This window comes from Pseudomonas putida (assembly GCF_028682635.1).
GTDB classification, from domain to species: Bacteria; Pseudomonadota; Gammaproteobacteria; order Pseudomonadales; family Pseudomonadaceae; genus Aquipseudomonas; species Aquipseudomonas putida_AE.
The window spans coordinates 181,402-202,494 of the sequence record NZ_JANHLK010000003.1 but is presented as its reverse complement, the minus strand read 5'-3'; the positions used below and the strand labels follow the sequence as shown (position 1 = coordinate 202,494).

Here is a 21,093-nt window from a genome sequence, read left to right as displayed (position 1 = left end):
AATCAAGCCACGCATTTTGCGTGGCTTGTTGTTTTTTGATGCGCCTGCGGGCGCCCAGAGAGAAGAGGCACGACGATGAGTGCATTGGTTGGCGTGATCATGGGCTCCAAGTCCGATTGGTCCACCCTTAGCCACACCGCCGATATGCTGGAAAAGCTCGGCATCCCCTACGAGGTGAAAGTGGTCTCTGCCCACCGCACCCCGGACCTGCTCTTCCAGTACGCTGAAGAAGCCGAGGCGCGTGGCATCGAGGTGATCATCGCCGGTGCCGGTGGCGCAGCCCACTTGCCTGGCATGTGTGCGGCCAAGACCCACCTTCCGGTGCTGGGCGTGCCGGTGCAGTCGGCGATGCTCTCGGGCGTCGATTCGCTGCTCTCGATCGTGCAGATGCCAGCAGGTATTCCGGTCGCCACCCTGGCCATCGGCAAGGCCGGTGCGATCAACGCAGCCCTGCTGTCGGCGAGTATCCTGGGCGCCAAGCACCCGCAGTTCCACGAAGTACTGAAAACCTTCCGTGCTGAGCAGACAGACAGCGTCCTGGAAAATCCAGACCCACGCATCGCCTGAGGTTGTTGACGATGAAGATCGGTGTAATCGGTGGCGGCCAGTTGGGTCGCATGTTGGCGCTGGCGGGCACTCCGCTGGGCATGAACTTCGCTTTCCTCGACCCGGCGCCGGACGCTTGCGCCGCCGCGTTGGGCGAACACCTGCGGGCCGATTACGGCGATCAGGATCACCTGCGTCAGCTGGCTGATGAGGTCGATCTGGTGACCTTCGAATTCGAGAGCGTCCCGGCGGAAACCGTGGCGTTCCTGTCGCAGTTCGTGCCGGTTTACCCGAGCGCCGAAGCCCTGCGCATCGCCCGTGATCGCTGGTTCGAAAAGAGCATGTTCAAGGACCTGGGGATTCCGACCCCGGCATTTGCCGACATCCAGTCTCAGGCTGACCTCGACGCCGCCGTGGCTTCCATCGGCCTGCCCGCCGTACTGAAAACCCGCACCCTGGGTTACGACGGCAAGGGCCAGAAAGTCCTGCGCACACCGGAAGATGTCGTGGGTACCTTCGCCGAACTGGGCAGTGTGGCTTGCCTGCTGGAAGGCTTCGTACCCTTCACCGGCGAAGTCTCGCTGATCGCCGTGCGTGCCCGCGATGGCGAAACCAGGTTCTACCCGCTGGTGCACAACACCCACGACAGCGGCATCCTCAAGCTGTCCGTGGCCAGCACCGACCACCCGTTGCAGGCCTTGGCCGAGGATTACTCCAGCCGAGTGCTCAAGCAGCTGAATTATGTGGGCGTGATGGCGTTCGAGTTCTTTGAAGTCGACGGCGGCCTGAAGGCCAACGAAATCGCCCCTCGTGTGCACAACTCCGGGCACTGGACCACCGAAGGCGCCGAGTGCAGCCAGTTCGAAAACCACCTGCGGGCGGTCGCCGGCCTGCCGCTGGGTTCGACCGCCAAGGTCGGCGAAAGCGCGATGCTCAACTTCATCGGTAAAGTGCCGGAGACTGAAAAAGTCCTGGCCATTGCTGATTGCCATCTGCACCACTACGGCAAGGCGTTCAAGGTCGGCCGCAAGGTCGGTCACGCCAACCTGCGTTGTGCAGATCGCGAAACCCTCGCCGCGCAGATCCTCAAGGTCGAAGCGCTCATCGCCGAGTAAAACAGTTTCATGTGGCAGCGGCGGAACCATTCAGGGGCCGCCGTTCTCTCATGGCAGGATGCCAAAGTCTGACTAGGCTTTCGCATAACCAACCAAATCAGAGGGAAATGCCATGGGAATCATCGGAACCATCTTTATCGGCTTGATCGTCGGCCTGCTGGCACGCTTCCTCAAACCGGGCGATGACAGCATGGGCTGGATCATGACCATCCTGCTCGGTATTGGCGGTTCGCTGGCGGCTACTTATGGCGGCCAGGCCCTGGGTTTCTACCAGGCGGGCGAAGGTGCAGGCTTCCTCGGGGCGCTGGTGGGCGCCGTCATCTTGCTGGTGATCTACGGCCTGATCAAAAAGAACTGATTCAAGCGACAAAGTCCTCTCGGCGGCGCAGCCCGGGAGGACTAGAATGCTCGGCGATTTCCATATCCCTACCGAGCATTTTCATGCGCCGTCTTCTGCTGACTCTTGTTTTACTGAGTACGGGCCTTGCCCATGCCGGCGAGCTGCCGGAAACCGACTGGCTCGAACTGATGCCCAAGTCGGACCAGAAAGCCCTCGAGGCCATGCCCGAAATCGACCACGACTCCCCGGAAGCCAATGGCACCTTCACTGAAAAAGGTGGCATGAAGCAGAGCAAGGGTTTGCCCGCGGTGATGTATTCGACCAGGACCGTAGCGTCGATGAACGACAAGGACATCCGTATCGGTGGTTACCCGGTACCGCTGGAGTCTGACGCCAAGGGCCGTAGCACCTTGTTTTTCCTGGTGCCTTACCCGGGCGCCTGCATCCACGTTCCACCTCCGCCACCCAATCAACTGGTGCTGGTGCGTTATCCCAAGGGCTTGAAGCTGGAGGATATCTACACGCCGCTGTGGGTGACCGGCACGCTGAAGATCGAGAAGGTCAGCAATGACCTGGCGGATGCGGCCTATGCGCTGGATGCGGCGAAGGTGAGGGTGGTGCAGGAGTCGGATTTGTAACTCGCCGGTTGGCATGGCACAGCCAAATGTGGGAGCGGGCTTGCTCGCGAAGGCGATGTGTCAGGCAACATTTATGTCAACTGACACTCCCACTTCGCGAGCAAGCCCGCTCCCACATTGGTTTTGTAGTGTTACAGAGATTTGCTACCGATGCTTACGCCCAAGGTGTGGCTGGCACCCGGTGCCAAAGTCACCACATCCCCCAAGACATTCGCCGTTTCAATGCACAGCATGCGCTGCCAGCCATCGTCGGCCATGTCGCTGAATGCCGCGGCGCGTTCGGTCCACGGGTTCCAGATCACTGCTGAACGTGAGCCGGTACTGGTCAGCTCGATTCGCCGCTCCCAGGCCGGGTCGACAATGCTCAGCCGGCTCGGTGTATCGAGGTAGATGCGATCGGTTTCGCCGGTAAAGCGCAAGTCACCGGACTGGGTCACGGTTTTCCAGTCGTCCAGGGTCTCGATATAGCTCAAGCCGTCCAGCCCTTCGACATGCACTTCGCGCACATCGCTGACCGCGAAATAGCTGTGCAGCGCCTGGCTGATCGTAACGGTGTCGGTGCCCTGGTTGTGGCTGGTCAGGCTGATATGCAGCTGCTCATCCAGACGAATGCTCAACTTCAGGTCGACCTGGTGTGGCCAGCCTGGCAAGCCGTCTTCGGGGCAGGGCAAGAGGAATTCGATCTTCAGGCTTTCACCCTCGGCCTCGATGCCGCCCAACTCCCAGTCCATCGTCCGCACCAGCCCATGGGCAGTGGCGGGTTCGTTGCTGACGCGCATCGCCTGGACGCTCTGCGGGTTGCGCGCCAGGTTGCCGAACCACGGCCAGCACACCGGCACGCCGGCGCGGATGCTTTTGCCGGCCTTGAACACGGCCTCGTCGTTGAGCCAGATCAGCGGCGGTTGCCCAGCCAATTGATAGCTGAGGATGTGCGCACCTTGCTGGGCCACCAGCAATTCGGCCTGACCGTGGCGGATGCGCCAGCAGTTCAGTTCATCCAGTTTGACGGCTTCAACGTTGGGCGTGCTCATGGGACAGCTCTCGATCAGTAACAATGACTGCAATGGACCGCAAAACGCCTGGCGGGTTTAACGCAGCCGGGTTTTAACGAGCCCGGGGCGGAACAGAACGGGTACGGCCGCTGCCATCGATGGCGACAAACACGAACACCGCTTCAGTGACTTTGCGCCATTCGCTGGACAGTGGATCGTCGCTCCAGACCTCGACCATCATCTGGATCGAGCTGCGGCCGATTTCCAGGGCCTGGGTATAAAAGGAGAGCTGGGCGCCCACGGCGACCGGAACCAGGAAGGCCATGCGGTCGATCGCGACAGTGGCCACGCGACCGCCGGCCACCTTGCTGGCCATCGCGGTACCGGCCAAATCCATCTGCGCCACCAGCCAGCCGCCGAAAATATCGCCAAAGCCGTTGGTTTCGCGAGGAAGCGCGGTGATTTGCAGGGCCAGGTCGCCTTGCGGGATCGGATCTTCTTGTTCGAGCTCTATCATGCCGGGGGTGCCTCTGACCCGTGACTCTTCGTAGGTATAGCGGGTGAATAGCCGTCTCGGAAAAACGATTCATCCCCGAACATACTGCGTTCGTCACGTTTTTCGTAAGGCGCCTAAAGGGAAACTCTGCGAAATCGCCTGTGAACCTGAGGCGTTTTCGCACAGCAACCCTTGTTAGCTATCGCTCACTTGCGAGTATATCGGTCGGTAGACTCCGATACGACCGTCGGGTTCTCATTTTGACCATCAAATACGCGCCTCTATGTGCTTTTTCGAACAATTTGCTATCGTGCCGGTCCTGCCCGAGCCCTTGCCAGCGTTGTTGGGGCGGCAGACCTGACTATAAGAGAAGCCCTTGCCATGACCACAGCGCCCTCGAGTATCGCGCAGCCTTCCCAATCCGCACGTCCGCTGACCCGCAACGATTACAAGACGCTATCGCTGTCGGCCCTGGGCGGGGCGCTGGAATTCTACGATTTCATCATCTTCGTGTTCTTCGCCACGGTGGTGGGCAAGCTGTTCTTCCCGGCGGACATGCCCGAGTGGCTGCGCCTGATGCAGACCTTCGGCATCTTCGCCGCCGGTTACCTGGCGCGACCGCTGGGCGGCATCGTGATGGCGCACTTCGGCGACCTGCTGGGGCGCAAGAAGATGTTCACCCTGAGCATCTTCATGATGGCGGTGCCGACCCTGATCATGGGCCTGCTGCCGACTTATGCGCAGATCGGCATGTGGGCGCCGATCCTGTTGCTGCTGATGCGGGTGATCCAGGGCGCGGCGATTGGCGGCGAAGTGCCGGGTGCCTGGGTCTTCGTTTCTGAACACGTCCCGCAGCGGCATGTCGGTTATGCCTGCGGCACCCTGACCAGCGGCCTGACGGCGGGCATCCTCCTGGGTTCGCTGGTCGCCACGGCGATCAACAGCGTCTATACCCCGGTTGAAGTGGCGGATTACGCCTGGCGGATCCCATTCCTGTTGGGTGGCGTGTTTGGTCTGTTCTCGGTGTACCTGCGCCGCTGGCTGCACGAAACTCCGGTGTTTGCAGAGCTGCAACAGCGCAAGGCCCTGGCCGAAGAAGTGCCATTGCGTGCGGTGCTGCGTGACCATCGTGGCGCGATTGCCATTTCGATGCTGCTGACCTGGCTGTTGTCCGCCGCCATCGTGGTGTTGATCCTGATGACCCCGACCGTGCTGCAGACGGTCTACCACTTCTCGCCAACCATCTCGTTGCAGTCCAACAGTGTGGCCATCGTGTTCCTGAGCATTGGCTGCATCATTGCCGGCGCCCTGGCGGATCGTTTTGGCGCGGGGCGCGTGTTCGTGGTCGGTTGCACGGCATTGCTGGCCAGTTCCTGGACCTTCTATCACAGCCTGGCCGACCATCCTGACTGGTTGTTCCCGCTGTACGCCCTGACCGGCCTGCTGGTGGGCACCATCGGTGCGGTGCCGTACGTGATGGTCAAGGCGTTCCCGCCGGTGGTGCGTTTCAGCGGCCTGTCGTTCTCCTACAACGTGGCCTATGCGATTTTCGGTGGGTTGACGCCGATGATCGTCAGCCTGTTGCTCAAGGAGAGCCCGATGGGGCCTGCCTATTATGTGGCGGTGCTTTGCGGAGTCGGGATTCTGGTGGGTGCTTATCTGTGGAAGAAGGGTCGATAATTTTCGACTTTCCTATCGTCTGTACCGTCCCAATCGCCAGCAGGCTGGCTCCCACATTGAAATGCATTCCAATGTGGGAGCCAGCCTGCTGGCGATTGGGGCGCCATAAATCATGTTCTAAAAACTCGAATACTGGCCTTTCATCCAATTGTCATATTTCAGCCATAGAGTGTTCACACGGCCTGCTGATACTTGGCCCCGAATAACACACCCTATCTGCTAGGAGTAAGGCATGAAACTGAAGCGTTTGATGGCGGCAATGACTTTTGTCGCTGCTGGCGTTGCGACTGCCAACGCGGTTGCCGCTGTTGACCCTGCTATCCCGAGCTACACCAAGACCACTGGTGTGTCGGGCAACCTGTCCAGCGTCGGTTCCGATACCCTGGCCAACCTCATGACCCTCTGGGCCGAGAACTACAAAAAAGAATACCCGAACGTCAACATCCAGATTCAGGCCGCCGGTTCGTCTACCGCGCCACCTGCGCTGACCGAAGGCACCGCTAACCTGGGCCCGATGAGCCGCAAGATGAAGGACAACGAGCTGCAAGCCTTCGAAACCAAGTATGGCTACAAGCCAACCGCTATCCCGGTTGCCGTGGACGCCTTGGCTGTATTCGTGCACAAGGACAACCCGATCAAGGGCCTGACCATGGCTCAGGTCGACGCGATTTTCTCCTCGACTCGCCTGTGCGGCGCCAAGACCGACGTCAAGACCTGGGGTGACCTGGGCGTGACCGGTGACCTGGCCAACAAGCCCCTTCAACTGTTCGGTCGTAACTCGGTATCCGGTACTTACGGCTACTTCAAGGAAGAAGCCCTGTGCAAAGGCGACTTCAAGCCAAACGTCAACGAACAGCCAGGTTCGGCTTCGGTTGTGCAGTCGATCAGCAGCTCGCTTAACGGCGTCGGCTACTCGGGCATCGGCTACAAGACTGCCAGCGTGAAAACCGTTGCCCTGTCCAAGAAAGAAGGCGGCGAGTTCATCGAAGACACCGAAGAAAACGCCCTGAACGGCAAGTACCCGCTGTCGCGCTTCCTGTACGTCTACGTCAACAAGGCCCCGAACAAGCCTCTGGCCCCGCTGGAAGCCGAGTTCGTGAAGCTGGTTCTGTCCAAGCAGGGCCAGGAAGTCGTGGTGAAAGACGGCTACATCCCGCTGCCAGCCAAGGTTGCAGCAAAAGCACTGGCTGACCTGGGTCTGCAGGAAGGCGGCGCAGAAGTCGCAAAAAAGTAAAACCCTAGGTCCGGGGCGCGCCCCGGACCTGTGTAGGAGCGAGCTTGCTCGCGAAGCTAGGTCAGGCACAGAAAATGTGTCGGATGTACCCTCTTCGCGAGCAAGCTCGCTCCTACACAACCCCCAAATTCTCGCTCCGCTGCCGGTTTCACCAGGCGGCGGATTTGTTGCGTCACTGCACTGTCATCTTTCTGTCATACAGGATCGCTAGGGTGTGCGAATGAATGATCTGGCCAATTCCACAATGACTACAAATCCCCCCAAGCGAATTGATTTCAATACGCCTGAGCTGCAACGCAAGCGCCGCATCCGCGCGCTCAAGGATCGCCTGACCCGCTGGTACGTCCTGGTGGGCGGCCTTGCCGTTCTCGGTGCGATCACCCTGATCTTTTTCTTCCTCGCCTACGTCGTTGCGCCCCTGTTCCAGGGTGCCAGCCTGACGTCCAGCGACGCCATTACGCCGGCGTGGATGCAAGACGCCGGCAAGCCGTTGATGATCTCCCTGGAAGAGCAGAACCAGGTCGCCATGCGGGTTTCCGACAAGGGCCAGGCACTGTTTTTCGATATCGACAATGGCGCTGAACTCAAACGCGTCGATCTGCCGGTCCCGGTGGGTGCCACTGTGACGTCGATTGGTGACGACCAGCCAGGTCAACCACTGGTGGCGGTGGGTTTCTCCAACGGCCAGGCACTGGTATTCCGTCACACCTACAAAGTCAGCTACCCGGACGGCAAGAAAACCATTACGCCGGCCATCGAGTACCCGTACGGCGAAACGCCAATCGCGCTGAATGAAGCCGGCGGTGCCCTGGAGCACGTCAGCCTCAACGCCAACGATTCGACCCTGATGCTGGTCGGTGCCACCGGTTCGCAACTCAATGTTCTGTCGCTCACCAGCGAAGAAAACATGATGACCGGCGAGATCACCAACGAGCAGAAGCGCATCGACCTGCCGCAGATGACCGAGCCGGTGAAGAACATCTTCGTCGACCCGCGCCAGCAATGGTTGTACGTGATCAACGGTCGCGCCCAGGCCGATGTGTTCAGCCTGCGCGACAAGAGCCTCAACGGTCGCTACAAACTGCTGGAAGACGGCGAAGCGCAAATCACCGCCAGTACCCAACTGGTGGGTGGCATCTCGCTGATCCTCGGCGACTCCAAGGGTGGCCTGGCCCAGTGGTTCATGGCTCGCGACCCGGATGGCGAGCAGCGCCTGAAGCAGATTCGTACCTTCCAGATGGGCACCACGCCTATCGTTGAAATCACCGCTGAGGAGCGCCGCAAGGGCTTCGTTGCCCTCGATGCCGCCGGCAAGCTCGGTGTGTTCCACAGCACCGCGCACCGTACCTTGCTGGTCGACCAGGTGGTCGAAGGCCAGGGCGTTTTCGGTCTGTCGCCACGGGCTAACCGCGTGATCGTCGAAGCCGGCGGCAAGCTGCAACCGTTGCTGCTCGACAACCCGCATCCGGAAGTGTCGTGGAGCGCGTTGTGGAGCAAGGTCTGGTACGAAAACTACGACGAGCCTAAATACGTCTGGCAATCGACCGCTGCCAACACCGACTTCGAACCGAAACTGAGCCTGTCGCCACTGACCTTCGGTACCCTCAAGGCCGCGTTCTACGCCATGCTGCTGGCCGCGCCACTGGCCGTCGCGGCTGCGATCTACACCGCGTACTTCATGGCCCCGGGCATGCGCCGCAAGGTCAAGCCGGTGATCGAGCTGATGGAAGCGATGCCGACGGTGATCCTCGGTTTCTTCGCGGGCCTGTTCCTCGCGCCATATGTAGAAGGGCACTTGCCGGGCATCTTCAGCCTGCTGATGCTGCTGCCGATCGGCATCCTGGTCGCCGGTTTCACCTTCAGCCGCCTGCCTGAGTCGATCCGCCTGAAAGTCCCGGATGGCTGGGAAAGTGCGCTGCTGATTCCGGTGATCCTGTTCGTGGGCTGGTTGTCACTGTACATGAGCCCGTTCATGGAAAACTGGTTCTTCGGCGGCGACATGCGCATGTGGATCTCCCACGACCTGGGGATTACCTACGACCAGCGCAACGCACTGGTGGTCGGCCTGGCCATGGGCTTCGCGGTCATCCCGAACATCTACTCCATCGCCGAAGACGCCGTGTTCAGCGTGCCCCGTGGCCTGACCCTGGGCTCCCTGGCCCTTGGTGCAACGCCGTGGCAGACCATGACTCGCGTAGTGATTCTCACCGCCAGCCCGGGCATCTTCTCGGCACTGATGATCGGCATGGGCCGTGCGGTCGGTGAAACCATGATCGTGTTGATGGCCACCGGTAACACCCCGGTCATGGAAATGAACCTGTTCGAAGGCCTGCGTACCCTCGCCGCCAACGTCGCGGTGGAAATGCCGGAGTCGGAAGTCGGCGGCAGCCACTACCGCGTGCTGTTCCTCTCGGCGTTGGTGCTGTTGCTGTTCACCTTCGTCATGAACACCCTCGCAGAACTGATTCGTCAGCGTCTGCGCAAGAAATACTCGTCGCTTTAAGAAAGGTAGAAGTCTGTGAAACAGAACTCCCTGAAAGGATGGTTCAAGAGCGGCGCCCCAGGCGTCTGGATCAGCGGTGGCGCGGTGTCCATCGCGGTCATCATGACCATTGGCCTGCTGGCGGTGATTGCCGTGCGCGGCCTGGGTCACTTCTGGCCGGCGGACCTGATCCACGCCAGCTACGACGTGCCGGGCCAGGCCAATCACCTGGTCGTCGGCGAAGTGGTGCAGAAGGAAGAAGTGCCGCGTGCACGTCTGAAGAGCGCCGGCCTGCCGGTGCCTGAGGATGGCCCGGAGTTCATGACCCGCGAGCTGATCAAGGTCGGCAACCGTGACCTGAACGGCAACGACTTCACGTGGATCGTCGGCGAGTGGCTGACCAACCAGAAGACACCGCCAGAGCTGATGGCGATCGAGCGCCGCGAGTGGGGCAATTTCTACGGCTACCTGGTCAACGTCAAGCAGGACGGCAAGGTCATTGCCGAGGGCGAGGCTGCATGGCCTGAGCTGCAGGCGCGGATCAACCGCGTGAATCAACTGGCCGCGCAACTCAAGACCCTGGAAAAAACCGATATCGGCGCGATCAACGCCGGTCTCGAGCGGATCCGCTTGCACGGTCGCAAACTGGAGCTGGACGGCAAGCTCGACGCGGCCGCGCAAGCGGACATGGAATCCGATCGCGCCGAACTCAATGCCCGTTATCAGGACATCGAAGCACGCCTGGGTGACCTGCACGCGCAGTTCAACCGCGACAGCCTCACCGCCCGCGATGCCAACGGCAAGGAAATCGAAATCGGCCTGGGTAAAGTGGTTCACGCCTACCAGCCGAACGCCATGGGCACCTTCACCAAGATCGGTTTCTACTTCAGCAAGGTCTGGGAATTCCTGAGCGACGACCCGCGTGAAGCCAACACCGAAGGCGGGATTTTCCCGGCGATCTTCGGCACCGTGATGATGACCCTGATCATGGCGATGATCGTGACCCCGTTCGGCGTGCTGGCGGCGGTGTACCTGCGCGAATACGCCAAGCAGAACACGCTGACCCGGGTGATCCGTATTGCGGTGAACAACCTGGCGGGTGTTCCGGCGATCGTTTACGGCGTGTTCGGCTTGGGCTTCTTCGTCTATGTGCTGGGTGGCTCGCTCGACCGGTTGTTCTTCCCTGAAGCCTTACCGGCGCCGACCTTCGGTACACCGGGCTTGATGTGGGCTTCGTTGACCCTGGCGCTGTTGGCGGTGCCGGTGGTGATCGTGGCCACCGAAGAAGGCCTGGCGCGGATTCCTCGCACCGTGCGCGAAGGCTCGTTGGCCCTCGGCGCGACCAAGGCGGAAACCTTGTGGAAGATCGTGCTGCCAATGGCCAGCCCGGCGATGATGACCGGCATGATCCTCGCCGTGGCCCGCGCCGCCGGTGAAGTGGCGCCGCTGATGCTGGTGGGTGTGGTGAAACTGGCGCCGTCGCTGCCGGTGGATGGCAACTACCCGTACCTGCACCTGGACCAGAAGATCATGCACCTGGGCTTCCACATCTATGACGTCGGCTTCCAGAGCCCGAACGTCGAAGCCGCGCGGCCGCTGGTGTATGCCACGGCGCTGCTGCTGGTGCTGGTGATCGCCACGTTGAACCTGTCGGCGGTGTACATCCGTAACCACCTGCGCGAGAAGTACAAGGCGCTGGATAGCTAATCACCGCGGCCCCTGTAGGAGCTGGCTTGCCAGCGAAGCTTTTGGCGTCAGTGAGTACGCCTTCGCTGGCAAGCCAGCTCCTACAGGGGACCGGCGCAACACACAGAATTTGAGTAACCCGCAGGCCCGGCCTGCGGCCCCGAACCGAATTTGTTAGCACAGGGAGCCTCCCATGCAGCACGAAGCACATACCCACGGCATCAACATGTCGGCCCTGGGTCGCGACAAACAGAGCCTGAGCCTCGAGCAGGAAACCGTAGCCATCGAAGTGCCGGGCCTGAGCCTGTTCTACGGCGACAAACAAGCGCTGTACGACGTCAGCATGAACATCCCGAAACAGCGCGTGACCGCCTTCATCGGCCCGTCCGGCTGCGGCAAGTCGACGCTGCTGCGCACCTTCAACCGCATGAACGACCTGGTGGACGGTTGCCGTGTCGAAGGCGCGATCAACCTGTACGGCAACAACATCTACCGCAAGGGCGAAGACGTGGCCGAGCTGCGTCGTCGCGTCGGCATGGTGTTCCAGAAGCCGAACCCGTTCCCGAAAACCATCTACGAAAACGTGGTCTACGGCCTGCGCATCCAGGGCATCAACAAGAAGCGCGTACTGGACGAAGCCGTTGAGTGGGCATTGAAAGGCGCGGCCTTGTGGGACGAAGTCAAAGATCGTCTGCACGAGTCGGCACTGGGCCTGTCCGGTGGTCAGCAACAACGTTTGGTGATCGCCCGCACCATCGCCGTGGAACCGGAAGTGCTGTTGCTCGACGAACCCTGCTCGGCACTCGACCCGATCTCGACGCTGAAGGTCGAAGAGCTGATCTACGAACTGAAATCGAAGTTCACCATCGTCATCGTGACCCACAACATGCAACAGGCCGCGCGGGTTTCCGACTACACGGCGTTCATGTACATGGGCAAACTGGTGGAATTCGGCGACACCGATACTCTGTTCACCAATCCGGCGAAGAAGCAGACCGAAGACTACATCACCGGACGATACGGCTAGCCGTACAGCCGCAAGCTTCGAGCTGCAAGCGGCAAGTAAAAGCAGTTCAGCGTAACGACTCAAATCAGCTTGCAGCTTGTAGCTTGCGGCTTACAGCTTTTGCGGAGCAATCGCATGATTAGTAAAGAAGGCCTTACCCACCACATTTCCGCGCAGTTCAACGCCGAACTGGAGGAAGTGCGCAGCCACCTCCTGGCCATGGGCGGGCTGGTCGAGAAGCAGGTCAACGACGCGGTCACCGCGCTGATCGAGGCCGATTCCGGCCTGGCCCAGCAGGTGCGCGAGATCGACGACCAGATCAACCAGATGGAACGCAACATCGACGAAGAATGCCTGCGCATCCTGGCCCGTCGCCAGCCGGCGGCGTCTGATTTGCGCCTGATCATCAGCATCTCCAAGTCGGTGATCGACCTGGAGCGCATCGGTGACGAAGCGACCAAGATCGCCCGTCGCGCCATCCAGCTGTGCGAAGAAGGCGAAGCACCGCGCGGTTACGTCGAGGTGCGCCACATCGGCGACCAGGTGCGCAACATGGTCCGTGATGCGCTGGATGCCTTTGCCCGTTTCGACGCCGACCTGGCGTTGTCAGTGGCGCAGTACGACAAGATCATCGACCGCGAATACAAGACCGCCCTGCGTGAGCTGGCAACCTACATGATGGAAGACCCGCGCTCTATCTCGCGGGTCTTGAGCATCATCTGGGTCCTGCGTTCGCTGGAGCGTATCGGCGACCACGCGCGCAATATCTCGGAACTGGTGATTTATCTGGTGCGCGGCACTGACGTTCGTCACCTGGGCCTCAAGCGCATGAAGGAAGAAGTTGAAGGGACCAGCGGCGAAACCGCTAATGTTCCGGGCAAATCTGACGATAAGTAAGATTGCCCAACTAAAGCGCCCGGCCTATTGGCCGGGCGTTTTCGTTTGGGGTTCACCGGGATTTTTTAAAGGGGTTGTGGATGAGTAAGGTCAGTGTGTTGGTCGTGGACGATGCTGCGTTCATTCGTGACCTGGTGAAGAAATGCCTGCGCAACTATTTTCCGGGCATGCGCATCGAAGACGCGGTCAACGGCCGCAAGGCTCAGTCGCTGCTGGCCAGGGAAGCATTTGACCTGGTGCTGTGCGACTGGGAAATGCCGGAGATGTCGGGCCTGGAACTGCTGACCTGGTGCCGCGGGCAAGACAGCCTCAAAGGCATGCCATTCGTGATGGTGACCAGCCGCGGCGACAAGGAGAACGTCGTCCAGGCGATCCAGGCCGGCGTTTCCGGTTACGTCAGCAAGCCGTTCACCAACGAGCAACTGATCACCAAGGTCAAGCAGGCGCTGCACAAGGTCGGCAAACTCGACATCTTGACGAGCGTGGCGGCGACCAAAACGATCTCGGCATTCGGTACCGACACCCTGAACGCATTGACCGGCGCCAAGCCTGCCGTGAGCGCACCGGCGGCCGCTGTACCGTCCCCAGGCTTGCTCAACAGCCCACCGGTCAAGGCTCCAGTGGTTGCTGCTGCTGGCGGCGGCGGGCGTGGCCAGGGTCAGCTGCGGCTGCCCAACGGCATCCAGCCGTGCGTGATCAAGGCGCTGAGCCTCAAGGAAGCGCTGCTGGTGGTCAAGCGCACCGACAGCCTGCCGCAGGTCCTCGACAGCGCCGTACTGGATCTGGAGCAGGGCGAGAGTGCCGAAGTGGCGCGGCTCAACGGTTACCTGCACGCCGTGGTGGCCCACGAGCCAAAGCCCGACAGCGACTGGCTGCAACTGACCTTCCGCTTCGTCGATCAGGACGCTCAGAAACTGGACTACATCTCCCGCCTGATTGCTCGTGGTACCGCGCAGAAGCATTTCATTCCAGGCGCTTGAGTCTGGCGTCGCCTGCCAGCCCGCCATCGCGAGCAAGCCGCTCCCACAGGGTTTGCACCGTCCTGTGGGAGCTAGCCTGCTGGCGATGTCGTCAGGTCAGTCGGCATCAATGTTGAATGACAGCCCGTCATCGCCAGCAGGCTAGCTCCCACAGGTGATCGTGCTAACTTCTTGCTCGCGAAGAGGCCCTCGAAATCACCGTACATCCATCTGAACATCTGCCGACTTCACAGGTCCATTGCGCCTGCTAGGCTCAAACCCAAACCTGACTCGACAGAATCCCGCCCATGTTCGCGCGCCTGCTGTTTTTCTGTGGTCTTTTCATCGCCTCGACTTCGGCCATGGCCATGACCATCTACAAGTCCACCGACGCCGATGGCGTGGTCTCCTACAGCGACCGCCCCACCAAAGGCTCCAGCGTGTTCACGTTCCGCGATCGCATGGTCGAAAACCTCGAGCGTCAGGTGTACCTCGTGATCATGAAAAAGGACGGTGTGGACAGCGTCTACGTGCGCAATGACCTCTATGCGCCGGTAGAAATCGAATTGAGTTTCACCGGGTTGAAAAACGTCAGCGGTGCGCCGAGTCGTCCCATTCGTCGGGTGATGCCTTTGCGTAGCAGCATTCGCCTGGCGCAGCTCACGCCGACCAAGGCCGGACAGCCACTCGCGTATCTGCCAAAGTTCGAATATTCCCTGGGTGATCCCGCAGGCGCTGCCGTGGCCTACCGATATCCGTACCCCTGGCGTGGCGGGCCCTTTCGCGTGAGTCAGGGTGCCGAAGGCCAGTACAGCCACTTCGGCCCGAGGAATCGCTATGCCATTGACATCGCCATGCCGGAGGGCACGCCGATTATTGCCGCGCGGGGCGGGATGGTGGTTAAGACTGAAAATGGACAGACCGGGCGTGGCACCGATCCGTCGGGCAATTTCGTGCGGGTGCTGCACGATGACGGGACGATGGGTGTGTACCTGCACCTGCAAAAAGGTTCGGTCAGCGTTCGCGAAGGACAGCGGGTGGGGGTGGGCAGCCCGCTGGCGCTATCGGGCAATACCGGCAACAGCAGCGGGCCGCATCTGCACTTCGTGGTGCAGCGCAATACCGGGATGGGATTGGTGTCGATTCCGTACCAGTTCAAGCAACCGATGGGCGCGTTGCCCAACTTTGCGTTGGGCAAGCGGTGATGGATAGTCTGACGTGACGCCTTCGCTGGCAAGCCAGCTCCTACAGGATCTGCGCATAACCTGTAGGAGCAAGCTTGCTCGCGAAGGGATCGACTCGGTTCCAGATCAGCCCATCAATCGAGCATCAACACCTTGGCCAGCACAATCTTCGGCCCTTTCATCTTTTTGATGATGATGCGCAGGCCTTCGACTTCCAGCACTTCTTCCTCTTCCGGTACACGCTTGAGGCTTTCGTAGACCAGGCCTGCGAGGGTTTCGGCCTCGACGTGGTCCAGGTCAATGCCCAGCAGCCGCTCGACCTTGAACAGTGGCGTATCGCCCCGTACCAGCAGCTTGCCCGGTTGATAGGCGAGGATGCCGCGCTCGGCCTTGCGATGTTCGTCCTGGATATCGCCTACCAGCACTTCCAGCACGTCTTCCATGGTCAGGTAACCGATGATGTTGCCATCGGCTTCCTCGACTACGGCGAAGTGCGAGCCGCCCTTGCGGAACTGCTCCAGCAATTGCGACAACGGCATGTGCCGCGACACGCGCTCCAGCGGACGTGTCAGTTCGGCCAGGTTGAACGACTCCGGGATATGGTCCAGGGCTGCCAGCTCAAGCAGCAGGTCCTTGATGTGCAGCAGGCCGACGAACTCCTGGCGCTCGCTGTCATACACCGGGTAACGGCTGAACTTGTGGCGACGGAACATCGCCAGGATTTCCTTGAGCGGTGCATTGAACTCCAGGGTCACCAGGTCTTCGCGGGAGTTGGCCCAGTCGACCACTTCCAGTTCGCCCATTTCCACGGCCGAGGCCAGTACGCGCATGCCCTGGTCGCTCGGGTCCTGGCCACGGCTGGAGTGCAGGATCAGTTTCAGTTCTTCGCGGCTGTAATGGTGCTCGTGATGCGGGCCGGGTTCGCCTTGCCCTGCGATGCGCAGGATCTGGTTGGCGCTGGCGTTGAGCAGGTAAATGGCCGGGTACATGGCCCAGTAGAACAGGTACAGCGGCACCGCGGTCCACAGCGACAGCAATTCCGGTTTGCGGATGGCCCAGGATTTCGGGGCGAGCTCGCCGACCACGATGTGCAGGTACGAGATGATGAAGAACGCGGTGAAGAACGACACGCCCTTGACCACTTCCGGCGACTGTACGCCGACCGTTTCGAGCACCGGCTCGAGAATATGCGCGAACGCCGGCTCACCGACCCAGCCGAGGCCGAGGGAGGCGAGGGTGATACCCAATTGGCACGCCGACAGGTAAGCATCGAGCTGACTGTGCACGGTGCGCAGGATGTGCCCGCGCCAGCCGTGTTGTTCAGCGATGGCTTCGACCCGGGTCGAGCGCAATTTGACCATGGCAAATTCCGCCGCAACGAAAAAGCCGTTGAGCAACACCAGGATCAGAGCAAAAAGAATCATGCCGAAGTCGGCGAATATTGTTGCGAGGGTCAAGCCAGGGGAAGGGTCCATGATGGAGTTTTGCGGGTTCCGTGTAATCGAAAGGAAAGAAAAAAGTGCACCTGAAAGGCAGGCACAAGTCAGCCAATGTAGCGGCTGACCGTGCGATTGCCTAGTGGCGCGTGCTGGCCGGTATCAGTCAGTGGTGCTGATAACCCGTGATCTGCTGACCTGCGCGGGCGCAAAGTGGCAGGTAAACGTGCTGCCGTGCCCCGGCACACTGCTGATTTCCATCCGCGCGCGGTGGCGCAACAGCACGTGCTTGACGATTGCCAGGCCCAGCCCGGTGCCGCCGGTGTTGGAGTTGCGACTGGAGTCGACGCGGTAGAAACGTTCGGTCAGGCGCGGCAGGTGTTTGCTGTCGATACCGATCCCGGAATCCTGCACGCTCAGGTGCGCACCTTGCTCATCGCCCCACCAGCGAATGCGGATGTTGCCTTCGGCCTGGGTGTATTTCACCGCGTTGAACACCAGGTTGGAAAACGCGCTGCGCAATTCCGCTTCACTGCCCTTGAGCAGGATCGTCGGGTCGGCTTCCAGGGTGATTTTCTGGTTTTTCTGGCCGGACAGCTGCTGGGCGTCACCCTTGATCGATTGCAGCAAGCCGTCGATGGCCACCGGCTGGTTGTCCGACGGGTAATCGGTGGCTTCCAGTTTGGCCAGCAACAGCAGGTCGTTGAGCAAGGTCTGCATGCGCCCGCCTTGCTGCTGCATTTGCTGCAGGGCGCGGGTCCAGCGCGGGTTCACTTCCTCGACGTTGTCGAGCAGGGTTTCCAGATAGCCACAGATCACCGTCAGCGGCGTGCGCAGTTCGTGGGAAACGTTGGCGATGAAGTCTTTGCGCATCTGCTCCAGCTGATGGATACGCGTCACGTCGCGCACCAGCATCAGGTGTTCATTGTTGCCGTAGCGGGTGATGTACAGCTGGATACGCATGCGGTCGTTGGTCGGCGACGGGATTTCCAGCGGTTCGGCGTAGCTGTCCTGCTCGAAGTATTCCTTGAAGCGCGGATGGCGTACCAGGTTGGTCACCGGCTGGCCGCTGTCCTGCGGCGTCTTTAAGCCCAGCAGGGTTTCAGCGGCGCGGTTCCACCATTCCAGGTTGCCATCGCTGTCGAGCATGACCACCGCGTCCTTCAAGGCCGCGGTGGACTCCTGGACCCGGTCGATGACCGCTTGCAGGCGTCCGCGAACGCGTTGGTCGCGACGTTGCAGGTGGTAGATGCTGTCGAACACTTCGCCCCACAGGCCGTAGCCATCGGGTGGCGCTTCATCGGGTTTGTGCAGGCGCAGCCATTCGTGCAGGCGCAGCAGTTGCTTGAGGGTCCAGGCCAGGTAAACGCCAAGTCCCGCGGCGAGGCTCCAGCCGTAGTAGCCGGTGATCAGGCCGATCACCAGGCAGGCGGTGACCAGCAGCAGCATGTGGCGAATCAGGGTGCCATGCCAGTTTTGGTTCACGGAGCGTCCTTAACGCAGCTTTAAGTTTCAAGCTGCAAGCCTCAAGTTAGATCGGCGGTGTTTCTGCTTGCCGCTTGTAGCTTGTAGCTTGCCGCTGTATTCATGCCTTGGTCGAAAACCGATATCCGGTTCCGCGCACGGTTTGTACCAGGTTTTCGTAGGCATCGCCGAGGGCTTTGCGCAGGCGCCGGATGTGCACGTCGACGGTGCGCTCCTCGACATACACGTTGCCGCCCCAGACCTGGTCCAACAACTGGCCACGGGTGTAGGCGCGTTCCTGGTGGGTCATGAAGAATTGCAGCAGACGGTATTCGGTCGGCCCCATTTCCGCCGGTTTGCCGTCGATGGTCACGCGGTGGCCGATCGGGTCGAGCAGCAGGCCGCCGACTTCGATTGGCGCTTCGCCATCGCTAGGGCCGGCTCGGCGCAGCACTGCCTTGAGGCGCGCGACCAGCTCGCGGGGGGAAAAGGGTTTGGTGATGTAGTCATCGGCGCCGACTTCCAGGCCCTGGATCTTGTTGTCCTCTTCGCCCTTGGCGGTGAGCATGATGATCGGGATGTCCCCGGTCAGCTCGTCGCGCTTGAGGCGGCGGGCCAGCTCGATGCCGGACGTGCCGGGCAGCATCCAGTCGAGCAGGATCAGGTCCGGCTTGCGGTCGACGATAATGGCGTGGGCCTGCTGGGAGTTCTCCGCCTCCATGCAGTCATAGCCGGCCATTTCCAACGCAACGGCGATCATTTCGCGAATGGGTGCTTCGTCGTCGACGATCAGAATGCTCCTGCCAACCATGCGTTAATCCTCTTGTCATTTAACTGTCTTGCGCCGCATTAGATAACGGAATTATTGCAGTCGTGTGACAGTATTTTAGTCCCCCGGCGATTGTCATGAACCTGGACTAAGCTCTAAGTCCGAATCCTGACAACCACAAACGGAAGGTTTCCATGAAACACATTGCTCAATCCTGGAAGGCTTTGCTGGTGACTGCTGCGCTAACGCTGCCGACCATGGCCTTCGCCGCCGACCCGGCGATGATGAAAGATGGGATGATGGTCGACCATAAGGGCATGACCCTGTACACGTTCGACAAGGACTCGGGCGGAAAGTCGATGTGTAACGACGACTGCGCCAAGAACTGGCCGCCATTGATGGCTCCGGCGGGTGCCACGGCGTCTGGCAAGTGGAGCGTCATCAAGCGCGATGACGGTACCAGTCAATACGCTTACGACGGCAAGCCGATGTATACGTTCGTGAAAGATGAAAAGCCGGGAGACATGAAGGGCGACAAGATGAAGGACGTCTGGCACGTCATGCATGAGTCGCAAAAATAACCGGTGCCGTAATTCGCAAAAAGATCGCAGCCCCTGTAGGAGCTGCCGAAGGCTGCGATCTTTTAACATCCTCAACGCAACCCGTAATCCAGCACAATCCCGACAAAAATCGCCAACCCCGCCCAATGGTTGTGCAAGAACGCCTTGAAACAACGCATCCGGTCTTTGCTGCGGGTGTACCAGAACTCCCAGGCAAAACAGCCCGCCGCCACCGCCAGACCGAGGTGGAACCAGCCCCCCAGCTCGAATTTCGAACCGGCCAGCAACAGGCAACCCAACGCCAACCCCTGCAAGGTCAGGATGATCGCCCGGTCGGCCTCGCCAAACAGGATTGCCGTGGATTTCACGCCGATTTTCAAGTCATCGTCGCGGTCGGTCATCGCGTAGTAGGTGTCATAACCCACCGTCCACATCAGGTTGGCGATGTACAGCAGCCAGGCCGCCGCCGGCAGTTCGCCGGTTTCGGCGGTGAATGCCATCGGCATGCCCCAGGAGAACGCCGCCCCCAGCACCACCTGTGGGTAATAGGTGTAGCGCTTCATGAACGGATAACTGAACGCTAGCGCCAGGCCGCCGAGTGACAACCAGATGGTGGCGGCATTGGTGCACAGCACCAACAGGAAACTCACGCCCATCAGCAGCGCAAAGAACACCAGGGCTTCCCGGGAACTGATCTTGCCGCTCACCAGCGGTCGCTGTTCGGTGCGTTTCACATGGCCATCGACCTTGCGGTCCGCCCAATCATTGATCACGCAGCCGCCCGCGCGGGTCAGCACCACGCCAAGGACGAAAATCACGATATTGGCCAGGGACGGCGAGCCCTTGCCGGCAATCCACAGCGCCCACAGCGTCGGCCACAGCAGCAGGTAGATGCCGATCGGCTTGTCCATGCGCGTCAGCTGAATGAAGTCCCAGGCCCGGGGATTCAAGCGGTTCAAGGACTTGAGCAGGCTCTGGTACATCAGCAATTCTCCGGATCGGCGCCGGCGGCGCTCCACAGGGTCGGCAGGAAAATCTCGGCTACTAGCACACTCAGGGCGCCACGGTCGAAGCGCGAGCGCCGGCCCCACAACTCTGGCGCTCGCACTTCCGCCGGCAGCCACGCCTGAGGATAGTGACAAACCTCGATGGCCCGGCGCTGGAAGGCGTGATCGCAAAACAGCAATTCGCCCAGGGAGCGACTGCCCAGCTCGTCCATGTGCAAGCCGTCGCCCTGTAGTGCACTACGTGCCGCGACGCTGCGGGCAAACACCCAAGCCTCGCCATGACCGCGCAGATACACCTCGCGCACCCAGCCCTCACTGTCTTCAGCCAGGTCCAGGGCGGCACATTCGTCAGCACGCAGAGGCTGCCAGCCTTCGAACAGCGGCGTGACGCTGAAGCCGTCATTCGACAAACGGGTCAGGCGACGGGTCAGTGATCCTTCGTCGAACAACCAGTCGAGGGTAGACGTGTCGGGGAGGGGAGCGAGTTGGCTTCTGGTCACCCAGAATGGGGGTTTTGAGTGCGGCACAGTGAGTCATTATTGGCAGCAAATGAGGCGGCGAGCTTACCATGTCAGCTGATAAGTTTGAGTGATCCGGGCGTC

At 60.6% G+C, this 21,093-nt stretch carries 20 protein-coding genes; 13 read left to right on the top strand and 7 right to left on the bottom strand.

The window, feature by feature from the left end:
• The first annotated feature begins 75 nt into the window (after window positions 1-75).
• From purE to NPS56_RS05205, 4 genes are all read left to right on the top strand, one after another.
• Complete coding sequence (gene purE / locus NPS56_RS05220) at window positions 76-567, top strand: 5-(carboxyamino)imidazole ribonucleotide mutase (protein ID WP_034149342.1); 492 nt, start codon at window positions 76-78, stop codon at window positions 565-567.
• 11 nt (window positions 568-578) lie between these two features.
• Window positions 579-1,661: a 5-(carboxyamino)imidazole ribonucleotide synthase gene (locus tag NPS56_RS05215; RefSeq protein ID WP_180202118.1), complete on the top strand. Its 1,083-nt coding sequence runs from the start codon at window positions 579-581 to the stop codon at window positions 1,659-1,661.
• A 112-nt stretch (window positions 1,662-1,773) separates the two neighbouring features.
• Window positions 1,774-2,019 carry a GlsB/YeaQ/YmgE family stress response membrane protein gene (locus tag NPS56_RS05210; protein ID WP_045057799.1) on the top strand — a complete coding sequence of 82 codons (246 nt, stop codon included), beginning with the start codon at window positions 1,774-1,776 and terminating at the stop codon, window positions 2,017-2,019.
• An 83-nt stretch (window positions 2,020-2,102) separates the two neighbouring features.
• Window positions 2,103-2,639 carry a DUF3299 domain-containing protein gene (locus NPS56_RS05205; RefSeq protein WP_274073744.1) on the top strand — a complete coding sequence of 179 codons (537 nt, stop codon included), beginning with the start codon at window positions 2,103-2,105 and terminating at the stop codon, window positions 2,637-2,639.
• A gap of 131 nt (window positions 2,640-2,770) precedes the next feature.
• Here the strand turns inward: NPS56_RS05205 and NPS56_RS05200 are convergent, their stop codons facing one another.
• Both NPS56_RS05200 and NPS56_RS05195 read right to left on the bottom strand, forming a co-directional pair.
• Window positions 2,771-3,670 (bottom strand): D-hexose-6-phosphate mutarotase, encoded by a 900-nt coding sequence (locus tag NPS56_RS05200; protein WP_274073743.1) that lies wholly within the window; start codon window positions 3,668-3,670, stop codon window positions 2,771-2,773.
• Window positions 3,671-3,743: 73 nt separating this feature from the next.
• On the bottom strand, window positions 3,744-4,148 hold the full coding sequence (locus NPS56_RS05195) for an acyl-CoA thioesterase (RefSeq protein ID WP_007896491.1): 405 nt from the start codon (window positions 4,146-4,148) through the stop codon (window positions 3,744-3,746).
• 360 nt (window positions 4,149-4,508) lie between these two features.
• Between NPS56_RS05195 and NPS56_RS05190 the strand changes: the two genes are divergently transcribed.
• From NPS56_RS05190 to NPS56_RS05155, 8 genes are all read left to right on the top strand, one after another.
• Window positions 4,509-5,807 (top strand): MFS transporter, encoded by a 1,299-nt coding sequence (locus tag NPS56_RS05190; RefSeq protein WP_274073742.1) that lies wholly within the window; start codon window positions 4,509-4,511, stop codon window positions 5,805-5,807.
• Between the two features lie 232 nt (window positions 5,808-6,039).
• Complete coding sequence (locus tag NPS56_RS05185; RefSeq protein WP_274073741.1) at window positions 6,040-7,041, top strand: phosphate ABC transporter substrate-binding protein PstS; 1,002 nt, start codon at window positions 6,040-6,042, stop codon at window positions 7,039-7,041.
• Between the two features lie 220 nt (window positions 7,042-7,261).
• Window positions 7,262-9,544, top strand: a complete 2,283-nt coding sequence (locus NPS56_RS05180; RefSeq protein WP_274073740.1) for an ABC transporter permease subunit — start codon at window positions 7,262-7,264, stop codon at window positions 9,542-9,544.
• Between the two features lie 15 nt (window positions 9,545-9,559).
• Entirely contained in the window at window positions 9,560-11,230 is a 1,671-nt protein-coding gene (gene pstA / locus NPS56_RS05175; protein WP_274073739.1) for a phosphate ABC transporter permease PstA, read from the top strand.
• A 172-nt stretch (window positions 11,231-11,402) separates the two neighbouring features.
• Window positions 11,403-12,236, top strand: coding sequence for a phosphate ABC transporter ATP-binding protein PstB (pstB, locus tag NPS56_RS05170; RefSeq protein ID WP_008064516.1), 834 nt, complete (start codon window positions 11,403-11,405; stop codon window positions 12,234-12,236).
• Between the two features lie 114 nt (window positions 12,237-12,350).
• Window positions 12,351-13,112: a phosphate signaling complex protein PhoU gene (phoU, locus tag NPS56_RS05165; RefSeq protein WP_008064514.1), complete on the top strand. Its 762-nt coding sequence runs from the start codon at window positions 12,351-12,353 to the stop codon at window positions 13,110-13,112.
• Window positions 13,113-13,192: 80 nt separating this feature from the next.
• Entirely contained in the window at window positions 13,193-14,092 is a 900-nt protein-coding gene (locus NPS56_RS05160; RefSeq protein ID WP_274073738.1) for a response regulator, read from the top strand.
• Window positions 14,093-14,379: 287 nt separating this feature from the next.
• A complete protein-coding gene (locus NPS56_RS05155; protein ID WP_274073737.1) occupies window positions 14,380-15,276 on the top strand; it encodes a peptidoglycan DD-metalloendopeptidase family protein in 897 nt (298 codons plus the stop codon).
• 113 nt (window positions 15,277-15,389) lie between these two features.
• On the opposite strand, the gene NPS56_RS05150 is transcribed toward NPS56_RS05155, so the two are convergent.
• From NPS56_RS05150 to phoB, 3 genes are all read right to left on the bottom strand, one after another.
• Window positions 15,390-16,730, bottom strand: coding sequence for a hemolysin family protein (locus tag NPS56_RS05150; protein ID WP_274073736.1), 1,341 nt, complete (start codon window positions 16,728-16,730; stop codon window positions 15,390-15,392).
• Window positions 16,731-16,853: 123 nt separating this feature from the next.
• The gene (gene phoR, locus NPS56_RS05145; protein WP_274073871.1) at window positions 16,854-18,140 is read right to left on the bottom strand and encodes a phosphate regulon sensor histidine kinase PhoR; all 1,287 of its coding nucleotides are present in this window, start codon (window positions 18,138-18,140) and stop codon (window positions 16,854-16,856) included.
• 136 nt (window positions 18,141-18,276) lie between these two features.
• The gene (gene phoB / locus NPS56_RS05140; RefSeq protein WP_020797927.1) at window positions 18,277-18,966 is read right to left on the bottom strand and encodes a phosphate regulon transcriptional regulator PhoB; all 690 of its coding nucleotides are present in this window, start codon (window positions 18,964-18,966) and stop codon (window positions 18,277-18,279) included.
• A 152-nt stretch (window positions 18,967-19,118) separates the two neighbouring features.
• Between phoB and NPS56_RS05135 the strand changes: the two genes are divergently transcribed.
• A complete protein-coding gene (locus NPS56_RS05135) occupies window positions 19,119-19,505 on the top strand; it encodes a COG4315 family predicted lipoprotein (protein ID WP_274073735.1) in 387 nt (128 codons plus the stop codon).
• 71 nt (window positions 19,506-19,576) lie between these two features.
• Here NPS56_RS05135 and ubiA read toward each other — a convergent pair whose 3' ends face one another.
• Together ubiA and NPS56_RS05125 are read right to left on the bottom strand one after the other, a co-directional pair.
• Entirely contained in the window at window positions 19,577-20,467 is an 891-nt protein-coding gene (gene ubiA, locus NPS56_RS05130; RefSeq protein ID WP_274073734.1) for a 4-hydroxybenzoate octaprenyltransferase, read from the bottom strand.
• Window positions 20,467-21,018, bottom strand: coding sequence for a chorismate--pyruvate lyase family protein (locus NPS56_RS05125; protein WP_274073733.1), 552 nt, complete (start codon window positions 21,016-21,018; stop codon window positions 20,467-20,469). The genes ubiA and NPS56_RS05125 overlap by 1 nt, the downstream gene beginning before the upstream one ends.
• Window positions 21,019-21,093: the final 75 nt, after the last annotated feature.

Bases quoted from the DNA above. Each gene is read 5' to 3' on its own strand.
- purE (WP_034149342.1), top strand. From the start codon at position 76: ATGAGTGCATTGGTTGGCGTGATCATGGGCTCCAAGTCCGATTGGTCC.
- NPS56_RS05215 (WP_180202118.1), top strand. From the start codon at position 579: ATGAAGATCGGTGTAATCGGTGGCGGCCAGTTGGGTCGCATGTTGGCG.
- NPS56_RS05210 (WP_045057799.1), top strand. From the start codon at position 1,774: ATGGGAATCATCGGAACCATCTTTATCGGCTTGATCGTCGGCCTGCTG.
- NPS56_RS05205 (WP_274073744.1), top strand. From the start codon at position 2,103: ATGCGCCGTCTTCTGCTGACTCTTGTTTTACTGAGTACGGGCCTTGCC.
- NPS56_RS05200 (WP_274073743.1), bottom strand. From the start codon at position 3,670: ATGAGCACGCCCAACGTTGAAGCCGTCAAACTGGATGAACTGAACTGC.
- NPS56_RS05195 (WP_007896491.1), bottom strand. From the start codon at position 4,148: ATGATAGAGCTCGAACAAGAAGATCCGATCCCGCAAGGCGACCTGGCC.
- NPS56_RS05190 (WP_274073742.1), top strand. From the start codon at position 4,509: ATGACCACAGCGCCCTCGAGTATCGCGCAGCCTTCCCAATCCGCACGT.
- NPS56_RS05185 (WP_274073741.1), top strand. From the start codon at position 6,040: ATGAAACTGAAGCGTTTGATGGCGGCAATGACTTTTGTCGCTGCTGGC.
- NPS56_RS05180 (WP_274073740.1), top strand. From the start codon at position 7,262: ATGAATGATCTGGCCAATTCCACAATGACTACAAATCCCCCCAAGCGA.
- pstB (WP_008064516.1), top strand. From the start codon at position 11,403: ATGCAGCACGAAGCACATACCCACGGCATCAACATGTCGGCCCTGGGT.
- phoU (WP_008064514.1), top strand. From the start codon at position 12,351: ATGATTAGTAAAGAAGGCCTTACCCACCACATTTCCGCGCAGTTCAAC.
- NPS56_RS05160 (WP_274073738.1), top strand. From the start codon at position 13,193: ATGAGTAAGGTCAGTGTGTTGGTCGTGGACGATGCTGCGTTCATTCGT.
- NPS56_RS05155 (WP_274073737.1), top strand. From the start codon at position 14,380: ATGTTCGCGCGCCTGCTGTTTTTCTGTGGTCTTTTCATCGCCTCGACT.
- NPS56_RS05150 (WP_274073736.1), bottom strand. From the start codon at position 16,730: ATGGACCCTTCCCCTGGCTTGACCCTCGCAACAATATTCGCCGACTTC.
- phoR (WP_274073871.1), bottom strand. From the start codon at position 18,140: ATGCTGCTGCTGGTCACCGCCTGCCTGGTGATCGGCCTGATCACCGGC.
- phoB (WP_020797927.1), bottom strand. From the start codon at position 18,966: ATGGTTGGCAGGAGCATTCTGATCGTCGACGACGAAGCACCCATTCGC.
- NPS56_RS05135 (WP_274073735.1), top strand. From the start codon at position 19,119: ATGAAACACATTGCTCAATCCTGGAAGGCTTTGCTGGTGACTGCTGCG.
- ubiA (WP_274073734.1), bottom strand. From the start codon at position 20,467: ATGTACCAGAGCCTGCTCAAGTCCTTGAACCGCTTGAATCCCCGGGCC.